At 68.0% G+C, this 14,360-nt stretch carries 14 protein-coding genes; 8 read left to right on the forward strand and 6 right to left on the reverse strand.

The annotated features are described in order from the left end of the window. Positions 1-10: 10 nt before the first annotated feature. Positions 11-2,002, reverse strand: coding sequence for a DEAD/DEAH box helicase (locus LT948_RS00675; protein ID WP_003140910.1), 1,992 nt, complete (start codon positions 2,000-2,002; stop codon positions 11-13). A 655-nt stretch (positions 2,003-2,657) separates the two neighbouring features. Between LT948_RS00675 and LT948_RS00680 the strand changes: the two genes are divergently transcribed. From LT948_RS00680 to LT948_RS00700, 5 genes are all read left to right on the forward strand, one after another. Beyond that, a complete protein-coding gene (locus LT948_RS00680) occupies positions 2,658-2,954 on the forward strand; it encodes a DUF3649 domain-containing protein (protein ID WP_023092175.1) in 297 nt (98 codons plus the stop codon). Then, positions 2,951-4,471 carry a PepSY-associated TM helix domain-containing protein gene (locus LT948_RS00685; RefSeq protein ID WP_023092174.1) on the forward strand — a complete coding sequence of 507 codons (1,521 nt, stop codon included), beginning with the start codon at positions 2,951-2,953 and terminating at the stop codon, positions 4,469-4,471. The genes LT948_RS00680 and LT948_RS00685 overlap by 4 nt, the downstream gene beginning before the upstream one ends. Further along, entirely contained in the window at positions 4,471-4,794 is a 324-nt protein-coding gene (locus tag LT948_RS00690) for a DUF3325 domain-containing protein (RefSeq protein WP_004364132.1), read from the forward strand. The genes LT948_RS00685 and LT948_RS00690 overlap by 1 nt, the downstream gene beginning before the upstream one ends. 85 nt (positions 4,795-4,879) lie before the next feature. Continuing rightward, positions 4,880-5,320 carry a VOC family protein gene (locus LT948_RS00695; RefSeq protein WP_003085641.1) on the forward strand — a complete coding sequence of 147 codons (441 nt, stop codon included), beginning with the start codon at positions 4,880-4,882 and terminating at the stop codon, positions 5,318-5,320. A 31-nt stretch (positions 5,321-5,351) separates the two neighbouring features. After that, positions 5,352-6,173 (forward strand): aldo/keto reductase, encoded by an 822-nt coding sequence (locus LT948_RS00700; RefSeq protein ID WP_023092173.1) that lies wholly within the window; start codon positions 5,352-5,354, stop codon positions 6,171-6,173. Between the two features lie 209 nt (positions 6,174-6,382). On the opposite strand, the gene LT948_RS00705 is transcribed toward LT948_RS00700, so the two are convergent. After that, on the reverse strand, positions 6,383-6,610 hold the full coding sequence (locus LT948_RS00705) for a hypothetical protein (RefSeq protein WP_003085644.1): 228 nt from the start codon (positions 6,608-6,610) through the stop codon (positions 6,383-6,385). Positions 6,611-7,170: 560 nt separating this feature from the next. Between LT948_RS00705 and LT948_RS00710 the strand changes: the two genes are divergently transcribed. The 3 genes from LT948_RS00710 to LT948_RS00720 all read left to right on the forward strand — a co-directional run bounded on the left by LT948_RS00710 (position 7,171) and on the right by LT948_RS00720 (position 9,501). After that, the gene (locus tag LT948_RS00710) at positions 7,171-7,566 is read left to right on the forward strand and encodes a DoxX family protein (RefSeq protein WP_003114197.1); all 396 of its coding nucleotides are present in this window, start codon (positions 7,171-7,173) and stop codon (positions 7,564-7,566) included. Between the two features lie 625 nt (positions 7,567-8,191). Further along, positions 8,192-8,959 (forward strand): N-acetylmuramoyl-L-alanine amidase AmpDh3, encoded by a 768-nt coding sequence (gene ampDh3, locus LT948_RS00715; RefSeq protein ID WP_003114198.1) that lies wholly within the window; start codon positions 8,192-8,194, stop codon positions 8,957-8,959. Positions 8,960-9,027: 68 nt separating this feature from the next. Continuing rightward, positions 9,028-9,501 carry an SRPBCC family protein gene (locus LT948_RS00720; protein ID WP_003085649.1) on the forward strand — a complete coding sequence of 158 codons (474 nt, stop codon included), beginning with the start codon at positions 9,028-9,030 and terminating at the stop codon, positions 9,499-9,501. Between the two features lie 51 nt (positions 9,502-9,552). On the opposite strand, the gene LT948_RS00725 is transcribed toward LT948_RS00720, so the two are convergent. The 4 genes from LT948_RS00725 to LT948_RS00740 form a co-directional block, all read right to left on the reverse strand. After that, a complete protein-coding gene (locus LT948_RS00725) occupies positions 9,553-10,869 on the reverse strand; it encodes an Nramp family divalent metal transporter (protein ID WP_033995176.1) in 1,317 nt (438 codons plus the stop codon). Between the two features lie 103 nt (positions 10,870-10,972). Further along, entirely contained in the window at positions 10,973-11,674 is a 702-nt protein-coding gene (locus LT948_RS00730) for a haloacid dehalogenase type II (RefSeq protein WP_003116497.1), read from the reverse strand. A 30-nt stretch (positions 11,675-11,704) separates the two neighbouring features. Next, positions 11,705-12,952, reverse strand: coding sequence for an MFS transporter (locus LT948_RS00735; RefSeq protein WP_003085654.1), 1,248 nt, complete (start codon positions 12,950-12,952; stop codon positions 11,705-11,707). After that, a complete protein-coding gene (locus tag LT948_RS00740) occupies positions 12,949-14,244 on the reverse strand; it encodes a 3-keto-5-aminohexanoate cleavage protein (RefSeq protein ID WP_033995175.1) in 1,296 nt (431 codons plus the stop codon). The genes LT948_RS00735 and LT948_RS00740 overlap by 4 nt, the downstream gene beginning before the upstream one ends. Positions 14,245-14,360 lie beyond the last annotated feature (116 nt).

Genomic DNA, 14,360 nt, shown 5'->3' on the forward strand with positions numbered 1-14,360 from the left:
CGGGCGGCGCTCAGAGCGCCTTGGGCAGGGGCGCGAACAGCGCGTCGATATCGGCCTCGTCGAGCTTCCAGCCGTCGCCGTTGCCTTCGCTGAACAGGCCGTCGGCGAGGGCGGCCTTTTCCTGCTGCAGGTGCTGGATCTTCTCTTCCACCGTGCCGCGGGCGATCAGCCGGTAGACGAACACCGGCTTGTCCTGGCCGATGCGGTAGGCGCGGTCGCTGGCCTGGTTCTCCACCGCCGGGTTCCACCAGGGATCGTAGTGGATCACGGTGTCCGCCGCGGTCAGGTTGAGGCCGACCCCGCCTGCCTTCAGGCTGATCAGGAACACCGGCACCTTGCCGCTCTGGAAGCGCTGTACCGGGGCTCGGCGGTCGCGGGTCTCGCCGGTCAGCAGGACGTAGTCGACGCCGCGCTGGCGCAGGGCGTCCTCGATCAGCGCGAGCATCGAGGTGAACTGCGAGAACAGCAGGACCCGGCGACCCTCGGCGATCAGTTCGTCGAGCATGTCGAGCAGGTAGGCCAGCTTGCCCGAGCTGAGCGCCCGGCCGCTGCGCGCGCCGTCTTCCTGGCGTTGCAGCAGGCGCGTATCGCAGCAGACCTGGCGCAGCTTGAGCAGCGCCTCGAGGATCACGATGCGGCTGCGCGCCAGGCCGCGCCGGGCGATCTCCTCGCGGACCTTGCGGTCCAGCGCCAGGCGCACGGTCTCGTAGAGTTCGCGTTGCGCCTCGCTGAGTTCGACGAACTGGGTGAACTCGCTCTTCGGCGGCAGTTCCGAGGCCACCTGTTCCTTGGTCCGTCGCAGCAGGAACGGCCGCAGGCGCGCGGCCAGGTGGCTGAGGCGTGCCTCGTCGCCGTGCTTCTCGATCGGCGTGCGGTAGTCCTGGGCGAACTGGCGGGCATCGCCGAGCCAGCCGGGCATCAGGAAATGAAACAGCGACCAGAGTTCGCCGAGGTGGTTCTCCAGCGGCGTGCCGGTCAGGCACAGGCGATGCCGTGCCGCTAGCTCGCGGGCGGCGACGGCGGCCTTGGTGGTGGCGTTCTTGATGTTCTGCGCCTCGTCGAGGATCAGCAGGTGGAACCGCCGCTTGCCCAGCTCGGCGGCGTCGCGTGGCAGCAAGGCATAGGTGGTCAGCACCAGGTCGTGCTCGTCGATGCGGGCGAAGTCGCGGCGCCGGCCGGCGCCGTGCAGGGCCAGCACGCGCAGATCGGGGGCGAAGCGCTCGGCCTCGTCCAGCCAGTTGGGGATCAGGCTGGTGGGCATCACCACCAGCGCCGGCGTGTCGAGCCGCCCGGCCTGCTTTTCCAGGAGCACGTGGGCCAGCGACTGCAAGGTCTTGCCCAGCCCCATGTCGTCGGCCAGCACGCCGCCGCTGTCGAGTTCGCGCAGGGTCTGCATCCAGCTCAGGCCTTCGAGCTGGTAGGGCCGCAGTTCGGCGCGCAGGCCTTGCGGCGGGGTCGCCGGACGAGCCTGGAAACTGCGTAGGCGGCGGGCGAAGTCGCGCAGGTTGTCGCCGCCTTCCCAGGCCAGCGGCAACTCGTCGAGATCGGCCAGGCGCGCCGCGTCCGGTGCGCCCAGGCGCAGCTTGCGCTGCGGTTCGGGGTCGCCCAGGTAGAAGTCGGAAAGCGTCGCCAGCACCGGCTTCAGGCGGCCGAAGGGCAGCGCCACGCGCAGCGGCGGGTTGAGTTCCAGGCGCAGCACCAGTTGCTCTTCGTCGGCGTGCCGGGCGAGGGCGCGCGGATCGAGCAGGGCCGGGCTGCGGCGGATCAGCTCGGTCAGAGCCGGCAGCAGGCTGACCCGCTGTCCGGCGACCTGGATGCCCAGTTCCAGCTCGAACCACTGGCGGTCGTCGGCTTCCTCGACCTCGGCGTACCAGGCGTCGATGGGCGTCAGGTCGTAGGCGAAGTCGGCGCGGATGTCGATGAACCAGCCCTGCTGGCGCAGGCGCGGCAGGTCGTCCTGCATGAAGTGCAGCCAGGCGTTGTCGCCGGGCAGTTCGAACATCTCGCCGGCGCTTTCCTCGAGCGCGTCGCTGCGCCGGGTCGCCGGCTTGAAGCCGAGGCGGCGCAGGGTCTCGCGGTATTCCTGCTCGTGCGCCGGACGCCGTTCTATACGCCGCTGGGCCACCCGTGGCTCGCTGCCGGGACGCCCGGAAACCGCCTCGCCGGCATAGATGAAGGCCAGCGCCGCGCGGTGCCGGGAAATGCTCTGCATGCGTCCGCTGCGCAGGTCGTAGCCGCTGTGCACGTGGCTGCCGAGGGTCAGCCGCGCATACGGCCGGGCCGGGTCGATGGCCAGGCTGAGCTGGGTGTCTGGGGCGGAGGGTGAAGTCATCCGGTATGTCCTTCGGCGGAACCAGCCGAAACCGCAAACAGCCGATATTACCAAGCTCGACGCGCTTGCGCAGAGCGGAGATGGACGTATGGCGAGGCGGGCGGGGACGGCGGGATACGACCCGCTCTCGTCGGACCCCGGCAATCCCAGGCGTGCCGCGACCTGGCGGTCGTCCGGAGCAAGTACAAATGCGAACGTAATTGAGATACAGTCGCAAACCTTCCGAATCGACGACCGCCTCGCCACCCGCGAGCGCGGCGTCGCCGTGCCAGCCAGACGAGGTAGCGACGATGCAAGGCCCTGTTTCCACCCGGGACGCCGCCCCATGACCAGCCAGGCCCTGGCCGGCGGACTGTCCGTCACCGGCCGCATCCTCGTCGCGGTCCTGCTTGGCTACGCGCTGGCCTATGCGGTCACCGTCTGCCTGAGCATCTACCTGCCGCTGCCGCGTCCCGACCGGGTCTCGTTCGGCAGCCTCGGCTGCTTCGCCGTGTGGGTCGCGGCCATCGTCTACGCCTTCGCCGCGCGCAGCGCCTGGCGCGCCTGCTGGGTGCTGGCGCTGGCCAGCCTGGCGCTGGGCGGCCTGGCCTGGCTCGGCCTCGACTACGGAGCGCGTCCATGAACCTGCGTCAATCGATGTCCGGCCTGCATACCTGGTCGGGGCTGCTGGTCAGCTGGCTGCTGTTCGTCATCGTCTTCGCCGGCAGCCTGGCCAGCTTCGACAAGGAGCTGACCCGCTGGATGCAGCCGGACCTGCACCTGCCCGGCGCGCAGTCGCTGGGCGCCGACCAGGTGCGCGACTGGTTGCGCCAGCGCGCTCCCGATGCCCATGCCTGGTGGATGCTGCCGCCGAGCGCGCGGGCGCCTTACTGGAACGCCGGCTGGGAACCGCGCGACGGCAGCGAGTTCAAGGCCTTCCAGCTGGACGCGGTGAGTGGCCAGCCGCTGCCGAAGACGGTCGGCGGCGAGTTCTTCTTCACCCTGCACTACGACCTGCACGCCGGCATGGTCGGCCTGTACATCGTCGGCATCGCCGGGATGCTGATGCTGGTGGCGCTGGTCAGCGGGACCATCGTGCACCGGCGGATCTTCAAGGACTTCTTCACCCTGCGCCCGCAGGCGGCGCGGCAGCGCGCCTGGCTCGACGCGCACAACGTGCTGGGGGTGATCGGCCTGCCGTTCCACCTGATGATCGCCTACACCGGCCTGGTGATCTTCATCGTCTACTACATGCAGGCGGGCCTGCAGGTGGTCTACCAGAACGATAGCGAGCGCTTCTTCCATGAAGTGCAGGGCTCCTACGAACGCGAGGAAGTCGGCCGCCCGGCGGGGCCGCCGGCGTCCATCGACGGCCTGATCGTCGAGGCCGGCAAGGTCTGGGCCGACGGCGGCGCGCCGGGCTGGATCAGCGTCCACCATCCCTATGACGAGGCGGCCACCGTGGACATCCGCCGGCGCGACGCCTCGCGCATCCTCGACGACCAGCGCACGGTCAACTTCGATGCCTCCAGCGGCGAACTGCTGCATGCCCAGCCGTCCTATGCGCCCGGCTACGCCACCTACGGCTGGCTGACCGGCCTGCACATGATCCAGTGGGGCGGCCAGTTGGTGCGCTGGATGTACCTGTTGCTCGGGCTGTCCGGGGCGATGATGATCTTCGGCGGGTTGCAGGTCTGGCTGGCCAAGCGCGAGGCCCGCGGCAGTCGCGGCGTTGGTCTGGTGCGGGCGCTGAACCTGGCGGTCTGCGGCGGCCTGCCGCTGGCCAGCCTGGCGCTGCTGTGGGGCAACCGCCTGCTGCCGACGCAACTGGCCGGCCGCGACACCTGGGAGATCCGCGTGTTTTGCGCCAGTTGGGCGCTGGTCGCGCTGTGGGCCATCGTCCGCCGCAACAGCGGGACCCTCGGTCGCACGCAACTGCGCCTCGCCGCCGTGCTGGCGCTGGGCCTGCCGCTGCTCGGCCTGCTGCGTAGCCCGGAAGGCAACCTGCTGGCCAGCCTGCAGCGCGGCGACTGGGTGCTGGCCGGCGTCGACCTCAGCCTGCTGGGCCTCGGCCTGCTCTGCGCCTGGCTCGGCTGGCGACGTCGGCAAGCGTCGAGCAAGCCTGCCCGGCGACGCCTGAACGTCCAGGAGGTGGCCTGATGCTGCTGGTCTTCGGCCTCAACCTGCTGGCCTTCACCGCTCTCTGCCTGGCCATGAACCGCCACCACAAGAACCTCCTCGGCCACCAGCCGTCGGCTTCCCGGGTGCTTCTGCTACGCGGCGTGGCGCTGCTCGACCTGGGCCTGGCGCTGGCCTTCTCGATCCACCGGCAGGGCGTGGAGATCGGCATCGTCTTCTGGTCCTGCTTGCTGATGCTGGCGGCCGGCACGCTGGTCCTGCTGCTCGCCTGGCGGCCACGCTGGGCATTGCCTTGCGCCGCCGGAGTGCCGTTGCTCGGCGGAGTGCTGGCGCTGCTGCGCTGAAGGGCGCGCCGCCCATCCGTGCCTCGGGGGCGGTCCGGTCCAGCGTCTATGCTGGTGGTCGTGCTTTCCCCCGGAGGTATGCGCCATGCACACGCCCGCCAGCAACACCGTCGCCAGCGTCATTCCCTGCCTGCGTTACCGCGATGCGCCGGCCGCCATCGACTGGCTGTGCCGGACCTTCGGCTTCCAGCGCAAGCTGGTGGTGCCCGGCGAGGACGGACAGGTGCTCCACGCCGAGTTGACCTACGCCAGCCCGAACGGCGCCAACGGCATGCTGATGCTCGGCTCGAGCGTCCGCGACAACGCCTACGGTCGGCTGATGCGGCACGTCGATGAAGCCGGCGGCAATACCCAGAGCCTCTACCTGGTGGTCGCCGATCCCGACGCCCTGTTCCGCAGCGCCCAGGCCGCCGGCGCCGAGATCGTCATCGACATCAAGGACGAGGACTACGGCGGTCGCGGCTTCACTTGCCGCGATCCGGAGGGCCACGTCTGGAGCTTCGGCAGCTATGATCCCTGGGCATGAGGCCCCGTCCATTCACCACAGGAGACGCTGCATGAAAACGCTCACGCTGATCGATGGCCAGGAGGTCGCCGCCATCGGCCAGGGTACCTGGCATATCGGCGAGCAGCCCGGCGAACGCAAGCGCGAGGTCGCGGCGCTGCGCGAAGGCATCGAGCTGGGGATGACGCTGATCGATACCGCCGAGATGTACGCCGAGGGCGGCGCCGAGGACGTGGTCGGCGCGGCTATCGCGGGACGCCGCGAAGAGGTCTTCCTGGTCAGCAAGGTCTACCCGCACAACGCCAGCCGCAAGGGTCTGCCGGCAGCCTGCGAGCGCAGCCTGCGCCGGCTCGGTTGCGAAACCATCGACCTCTACCTGCTGCACTGGCAGGGCCGGTATCCGCTGGAGGAAACCATCGAAGCCTTCGAGCGGTTGCGCGACCAGGGCAAGATCCTGCGCTGGGGCGTGTCCAACTTCGACCTGGGCGACATGTACGAACTGGACGGCAGCGCCTGTGCCGCCAACCAGGTTATGTACAACCTGGAGGAACGCGGTATCGAATACGACCTGCTGCCCTGGTGCCAGGAGCGCGGCATGCCGGTGATGGCCTACTGTCCGGTGGGGCAGGGCGGCAGGCTGCTACGGCACCCGGCGCTCGGCGAGATCGCCGCGCGCCACGACGCCAGCAGCGCCCAGGTCGCCCTGGCCTGGCTACTGGAGCAGGGGGTGATCGCGATCCCGAAGGCGGTGACGTCCGCTCACATCCGCCAGAATGCGGCGGCGGCCGACCTGGAACTGAGCGCCGACGACCTGCGGGCGCTCGACCAGGCGTTCCCGTCGCCTACCCGCAAGCGAAACCTGGCGATCGTCTGAGTGGAGTACGGGAGAAACGGCCTGCGCTTGTTTCCCCTGGCCGCGGGAATATGACGAAGTTGGCGAGGAAATATTTAAAAAGGAATAAGTAAATATTTATTTCCTGCGTGGGAACTTTCTTCAACTTAACCTGTATTTTTCGCTGTCCCACAAAAAAGCCCCGTCGGGGACGGGGCTTTTCCTTGCATTCGCGCTGATGCTTGCATGATTCAGGCAGCCAGTGTTTTCTTGCGAACTCGATTGATCACTTCTTCCATTTTGCCGGAGTCGTCGTACTGCTCCGGATACAGGCGCTCGCTGTGGCAGGCCACGCCATGCTGGTCAACGATGGTGAAACTGAAGTTTCCTTTACGAGTTGCCTGGATCAGGCAGTCGAACGGCGCAAATGCGGCGGTTAGGGTGCGAATTGCATCCTGAGTACGATGTTGAATAGACATATTCTTATGTTCCTTTACTTTCACGCTTATGGAGCAGCGTATATTGCAAATGTTCCCGCTCCGTGACAGTGCCAAGAAAGCTTTGTGTCGGGGGAACGTACTGGTTATGCCGGCTTTTTTCGAAAAGAGCAAGCTGGCAGTTCAGGTACTAATCAGAGGATCGATTGGCAGGAAAGTTTCCAGGCCAGGATCCTGATCAATCTGCGGGTGGTATTGCGGGACGCCGGTCTTCCCATCGGCCCTGCGTGGCAGGGGATTGCTTCAGAAGAGTGGCGACCGAAGAACCATCGGAAGGCTGTAACCCTGATGGTAGAGCCCTTTTCATCTGTGGGCCCGGTCGTGGGGTAAAGCCTGATTGACTTTCAGTTTGGTACGCAGTCCCGGATTGTATGTCTTTCGACGAAGAAAGGCCAGGACATTTTTTGAGCAGATGTCGCCCCGGCGGCGGGAATGTTTGAGCATTTGTTTCGGCGGACGCCTGCCAACCGGGCAAAGGTTATGGGCCTGGCGTCGGCGGCGCGTGGCAGGATTGCCGTTCCATCGCCGCGCCGAGGTTATTCATGCCGTCGCCCGCTCGCACGCTGCTCCTGGCCTTCGTGTCCGCCTGGTTCCTGCTGGGTGGGCTGGGCCATTTCGTCTTCACCGATTTCTTCGTCGGCATCGTCCCGCCCTACGTGCCCTGGCCGCTGGCGGCGGTGTGGGTCAGCGGGGTCTTCGAACTGCTCGGCGCCGCCGCCCTGCTGGTGCCGGCATGGCGCCGGCTGGCGGCGTGCGGGCTGTTCATCCTGACCCTCTGCGTGACCCCGGCCAACCTCTACATGTGGCAGCACCCCGACCTGTTCCCATCCTTCCCGCCGACGCTGCTGGCCGCTCGCCTGGCGCTGCAGGCGTTCCTCCTCGGCTGCATCCTGGCGCTGATGCTGGCGCGGGACGAGGCGCCGCTGGCACGACGCTAGGCGCAGGCGAAAAAAAGCCACTGTGCGGGGGTGGACAGTGGCCGGGAATGCCAGGAGATGGAGGAGCAATCGGACCTGGCGTGGATAGAGTAGTAGCCGCTCTGTCGAGGGTCTGTATGGCTATTGGTGGACTTTGTGAAGAAGTGCAAAGTAGAGCGGCCAACGGACGAACGGTGTTGCACGCGGCGGGACGCTCGCGGTAGTTTTTTCCCATGATCACGTTTCCCGTGGTCGCCCTCGAAGCCCGGCCCCAGCGCCGGGCTTCGTCGTTTCCGCCCGCCGCGCAACGGACGCAGCGGGCGGCGACCGGTGCGAAAGGCTCTGGCGTGCGCCCGCATGGCGTCCGGCCAACTTAAAGTTCGGTTGTGCCGACTGCTGTCATAACGCCATCGTTCAGTGGCCTCGGTGAGCCCCCGTACCCCCAGTTCGCTGGGGCTTGCCTTTGGTGTATCCCTTTTGCCCGGCCGCGTGCCGGGCTTTTTTATGCCCGGTCTTCTTCCTTCCGGTTTAGCCGGGGCCCGCGTTTCCTCGGCCGGCCCCTGAACCTCATCGCTGCATCGACGTCCCTAGCTACAGGCGAGCCTGTGGCCGGGGGCTTTCCATCATCCGCAAAAAGGTGAAAACCATGCTGACCATCGACTACAACAGCTATCGCACCACTACCCCCTACGGCAAACGCGTGCGCTTCCTGGTGCTGCACTACACCGCGCTCGACTTCGCCGCTTCGGTCAAGGCGCTGACCACCGGCGCCGCCAGCGCCCACTACCTGATCCCGGCGCCGCACGACCCCAGCTACAAGGCCGCCGGCTTCAAGGGCCAGCGCATCTTCAACCTGGTCGCCGAGGAAGACCGCGCCTGGCACGCCGGCGTCAGCGGCTGGGCGCGCCGCGACAACCTCAACGACACCTCCATCGGCATCGAGATCGTCAACCTCGCCCGCGACGACGACGGCGTGTTCACCTTCCCCGACTACGAGCGCTCGCAGATCAACGCACTCAAGCAACTGGCGAAGAACATCCTGCAGCGCTACCCGGACATGACCCCGAAGAACGTGGTCGGCCACTCCGACATCGCCGTCGGGCGCAAGTCCGACCCGGGTCCGAAGCTGCCCTGGAAGGAACTCTACGAGGCCGGTATCGGCGCCTGGTACGACGACGCCACCCGCGATCGCTATCGCGAAGGCTTCGAGCGCGACGGCCTGCCGCCGCGCGCCGACCTGCTGGAGGCGTTCCGCCTGTACGGCTATGCGCTGCCGGCGACGGTCGACGACGCCTACTTCGCCAGCCTGCTGCGCGCCTTCCAGATGCATTTCCGCCCGGAGAACTACGACGGCGCGCTGGATGTGGAGACGGCGGCGATCCTCTACGCTCTGAACGAGAAATACCCGGCCTGAGCCATTAACCGCGAGCGGCCGCCCGATGCGGCGGCCGCTCCCTTGCCCACCCCCATGGAGGACTTGCCATGACTGCCGTCGCACAGGTCGTCGCCAAGGCGGAAATGCTGATCCGCCGCCCCATCGCCGAGGTCTTCGAAGCCTTCGTCGATCCGGCCATCACCGCCAGGTTCTGGTTCAGCCGCGGCGATGCCCGCCTCGAAGCCGGGAAACGGCTGCGCTGGCACTGGGACATGTACGGGGTTTCCCAGGAAATCGAAGTGAAAGACCTGCAAACGAACCGCCGCATCCTCATCGAATGGCCGAATGGCGACAGCAACCCTTCCCAGGTGGAGTGGCTGTTCGAGGAACTGCCCGGCGCCGGGACCTTCGTCAGCATCCGCAACAGCGGTTTCGTTGGCACCCCGGAAGAAGTCATCCCGCGGGTGGTCGACGCCACCGAAGGTTTCACCCTGGTGCTGGCCGGACTCAAGGCCTGCCTGGAGCATGGCATCGCCTTGAACCTGGTGGCCGACCGTTTTCCCCGCGGTCTCGATGGCTGAGCATTGCCTGAGTGCGCGTCCCGCACCGCGCAGCGTGCCCTCAGGCAATGCTCAGCCGAACGCGAAATCGGCCAGCAGTTGCAGGTTCAGGCCGACGATCGCCAGCGCTACCGCCCAGGCCAGCCACCGGGTCCCGGCGCCGATCGCCAGCGGGCCCATCAGGCGCCGGTCGGAAACGAACTGTAGCAGCGGGATCACCGCCAGCGGCAACTGCATCGACAGGATCACCTGGCTGAAGATCAGCAGCCGCGCGGTGCCGTCCTCGCCGTAGAGCAGGGTCACCAGCAGCACCGGCAGCACCGCGACGCCCCGGGTCAGCAGGCGCCGCGCCCAGGGCGCCAGGCGCAGGCGGAGGAAGCCCTCCATGACGATCTGCCCGGCCAGGGTGGTGGTGACCGTCGAGTTGAGGCCGGACGCGAGCAGCGCCACGGCGAACAGCAGCGAGGCGAGTTCCAGGCTGAGCAATGGCGAGAGCAGCGCGTGGGCCTGCTCGATATCGACCACTTCGGTGTGCCCGTTGCGGTGGAACACGCTGGCGGCGACGATCAGGATCGCCGCGTTGACCAGCAGCGCAAGGGTCAGCGCCAGGCTGCTGTCGGCCACCGCCCAGCGCAGCGCCTGGCGCTTGCCGGCGAGGCTGCGCGGGTAGGCGCGGCTCTGCACCAGCGAGGAATGCAGGTAGAGGTTGTGCGGCATGACGGTCGCGCCGACGATGCCAATCGCCAGGTACAGGGCAGCCGGGTCGCTGAGCACTCGCGGGCTCGGCAAGAACCCTTGGAGCACCTCGCCGAGTTCGGGGCGCGAGAGCAGCAACTGTACCGCGAAGCAGGCGAAGATCAGTGTCAGCAACGCCACCACGAAGGCCTCCAGCGGCCGCTGGCCACGTCCGATCAGGACCAGCACCAGCAGCGCGTCGCCCACGCAGAGCAACGCGCCCCAGGCCAGCGGCAGGCCGAACAGCAGCTTCAGGGCGATGGCGGTGCCGATCACCTCGGCCAGGTCGCAGGCGATGATCGCCGTCTCGCAGGCCAGCCACAGCAGGCGGCAGGTGCTCGGCGAGTAGCGTTCGCGGCAGGCCTGGGCCAGGTCCAGGCCGCTGGCGATGCCCAGGCGCGCGGACAGCGCCTGCAGCAGCATCGCCATCAGGCTGGAGAGCAGGATCACCGAGAGCAGCAGGTAGCCCAGTTGCGCGCCGCCGGCGACGTCGGTGGCCCAGTTGCCCGGGTCCATGTAGCCCACCGCGACCAGGTAGCCGGGGCCGGCGAAGGCCAGCAGGCGGCGCCACCAGTGGCCGCCACCGGGGACTTCGACCGGTTGTGCGCGACCGGGCTCGGCGGCCTGGGTGGCCGGGGTATCCTTCGCGGACATGACGAAGCTCCTGCCGGACGCGTGCCGGCGCTGCGCGCCTTTCCCGGCGCGCCGTAGCGCGCGGGTTGGGCGAGCGGTTCAGGGGCAGGAAGTAGGAATTCGGTCAGGCCGAGGCCGCCAGTTGCCGGTGCAGGTCCGGCAGGTCGCTGGCGATCAGGTCCCAGTCCTGCTCGGCGGCGAGGTCCTGGGTCTGGCCGGGGCCGTATTCCAGCGGCCGGGCGATGAACGCGGTCTTCAGGCCGAGGGCGCGCGCGGCCTTGAGGTCGTAGTTGTGCGCCGCGCAGAGCATCACCTCCTGCGGCGGCAGGTCGAGCAGGCGGCAGGCGCCGAGGTAGACCTGCGGGTCGGGCTTGTAGTGGCCGAACAGGTCGGCGCACAGCAGCATGTCCCAGGGCAGCCCGGCGTGCCGCGCGACGTCGAGCATCAGCGCGGTGTTGCCGTTGCTCAGCGCGGCGAGCCAGTAGTCGGCCTTCAGCGCGTGCATCCCGGCGAGCGTGTCCGGCCACGGCCGCAGGCGGTGCCAGAAGCCAGTGATGCGTTGCAGCAGGGCCTCGTCCAGCGCCAGGCCGAACTCTCCGGCCAGGGCCTCGAGACTCTGCCGGTGCAACTGGTCGAGGTGCTGCCAGGGCGCCTGGCCGTTGCGTACCCGGTCCATCGCCGGCTTGTATTGCTGGCGCCAGCGGTCGGTCAGTTCCACGCAGGGCAGGGTCCCGCCGAGTTCGCGCTCCAACGCCTGGAACTGCTCGATCAGGCTGGAACGCCAGTCCACCAGGGTACCGAACACATCGAACAGGATCGCGCGCATCGTGCCTCCTCGGCCGTGGCCGTCATCGCTTCAGTGCTTCTGTGGCAGCGCGGTAGGCAGGCCGCGGCCGCTCCAGGCGGTGACCACAAGGGCTACCGCCGCCATCAGGCAGAGCGCCAGCCAGCCGGGGACGAAGCTGTGGCTGAAGTCCTTGAGCAGCCCCAGCGCCGGCGGCGCGAGAACGATCGCCAGCTGGTTGATGGCCATCGCCAGGCCGAGGGCGAAGCCGGTCTTGCCGACCGGCGCGGTATCCGCCACATAGGCCACCCAGGGACCGTACCAGCCGAAGCCGAAGAAGCCCAGCCAGGCCACTACCAGGCCCATCCCCAACGGTGATTGCAGGGGCAGCAGGACCAGCGCCAGCAGGCCGAGGATCACCGCGCCGAGGCAGACCATCACCGGGAAGTAGCGCCCGGCGCGGCAGCGGTCGCTCCAGGCGGCCAGCAGGATGCGCCCGGCGACGCCGCTGCCCTGGGCGACGAACAGCAGGGTCGCGGCCATGCCGATGCCGATCTCCAGGGTCTCGTGCAGGTAGAGCACGGTGAACACCAGGATGCCGTACTGCACCGAGATCAGCGCCACCCCGGAACAGACGATGTTCTTCATCGCCGGGTCGGTGATCATCGCCAGCCGCGACTTCACCACCGCGCCCAGGTCGCGTTCGGCGGGGTTCGCGCCGGGCGCGGGGGCGTCCGGCGGGGTGCGGTAGAAGAGCATGAAGGCCAGCGCGCCGAGGAACGCCACCAGGCCGCCGGCGAGGAATGCGCTGCGCCAGCCGTAGATCCCCGCCAGGTACGGCAGCAGCGCGGCGGACAGCGCGCCGCCCAGCGGCAGCCCGGCCTGGCGGATGCCCATGGCGAAGCCCAGCTGGGTCTTGGCGAACCAGCGCGACACCGATTTGCTGCCGCCCGGCTGCGCCGTGCTGTAGCCGGCGCCGACGACCACCAGGAACAGCAGGATGGTCAGGTAGTCGGTGGCCCACAGCGAGGCGCAGAGGGCCAGCGCGACGATCAGCGTGCCGAGGCCGACCACCAGCCGTTCGGAGTAGCGGTCGAGCAGCTCGCCGGCCACCAGCAGGCCGACGATCGGCACCAGCTGCGCCGCCGACACCAGCAGGCCGATCTGCAGCGACGAGAGTTGCAGGTCGTTCTGGATGAACACGGCGATCGCGCCGATGCCCTGGACGAAGAAGCAGGCGCAGGCCTGGGCGAAGGTGGCGATCAGCAGGATGACCCAGCGGTAGCGCTGGGTCGGGTTCGCGGCGAGGGCGGCGGTCACTGGACGAACTCCCGTGCGATGGTGAAGTTGGCTTCGCCGAGCGGATGCAGGCGCTGCAGCGACAAGTATTCGCCGAGGGTGCGTTCCATGCCCATGCGCTGGAAGATCCGTTCGCCGTCGAGCTCGGCCTCGGCGCCGTTGGCGCGCAGTTCGTCGAGGGCCTGGCGCAGCAGTTGGCAGTTGTCGCTGAGCGTCACCCGGCCGTCATCGTCCACCGCGTAGGGCGTGTCCTCCATGCCGACCCGCAGCACATCGACCTGGCTGTCCGCCTGCGCGGCATAGGCGGCCAGCCGGCGCACCGCGCAGAGCGGGGTGCCGGCGTGAGGACCGACGTCGAGCGGCCGGAAGTGCTGCGCGGCATGCTGCGGCATCACCGCCGCGCCGACCGTGATGCTGACCTTGCGCTTGCGCACGCCGGGTTCGCCGATGTCGTACTCCAGGCTCTTGGCGCTCTCGATCACCGCGCGGAACTGCTGGTAGGTCTCCGGGAACGGCAGGCGTGGCGAGAAGCCGAACAGCAGGATCACGTTCAACTGGCCGGAACCGCCCAGGCGCAGGCGCGGGTGCTCCACGGCGAAACGGGTCATGGCGTAGCTGCGCACATGCTGCACCCACTCCACCTCGTGGAACAGGCCGAGCTTCTGGCGCGCCTGGATGGCGTTGCGGTAGACCTGGAACTGGGTCATCGGCGAGGTCACCCCGTAGTCGGCGCCCTTGCTGGTGGAGTGGGTCTGCAACTCGGCCCTTTCCAGCGCCGTCGACGGCTGGTAGTCGCGCAGGTCGGCGAGGAAAGCCGGGCTGGAGGCATAGTCGAGGTCGAGCTTGCGCCTTTGCTTCTCCAGCTCGCAGATCACCTGCAGTTCGATGGCCGCCTGGATCGTCACGAAGTGCGCACCGCCCAGGTGCAGCGGGATGGCGCAGTGGCTGACCCGCTCCCACTCGCCGAAGCGGCGGATGTTCTCCTGCACCTCGCTGCCGTTGCGGCTGGCGCCGAAGCTCAGCATCAGGTCGGGGAAGCGGTTCTGCAGGGCGCGGCTGACCGCCTGGTAGATGTCGTTGTCGGTGGTCTGTTCCTGGGTCAGCGGGTTGCGCGCATGATAGTGGTAGTAGCGGCAACCCATCTCGTAGAGCTGGCGCGCTTCGTCCAGCAGTTCGCCGGGGGCGGTGCGGATGGTGGCGCCGGTGCAGATGCTGTCGAGCAGGCGGTCACCGGTGGCGGCGTGGTTGCGCGGGGTGAACTTGGCGCCGGTGGAGGCGCATCCGAGAATCAGGGTTTTCCGGGATCCGGTCATGGTCGTCTTTCCTCCATTCATCATTCCATTGAGGGCGGAGCGGTCCGCGGCGGACCGAAAGGCTGCCCAGGGCGTCGAAAGTCGTCGGTGTCTCAGGCAGGTGAAAGATGTCGCTG

Origin of the sequence: Pseudomonas sp. CP-1, from assembly GCF_021213715.1 — a bacterium.
In the GTDB taxonomy this organism is placed as follows: Bacteria; Pseudomonadota; Gammaproteobacteria; order Pseudomonadales; family Pseudomonadaceae; genus Pseudomonas; species Pseudomonas aeruginosa.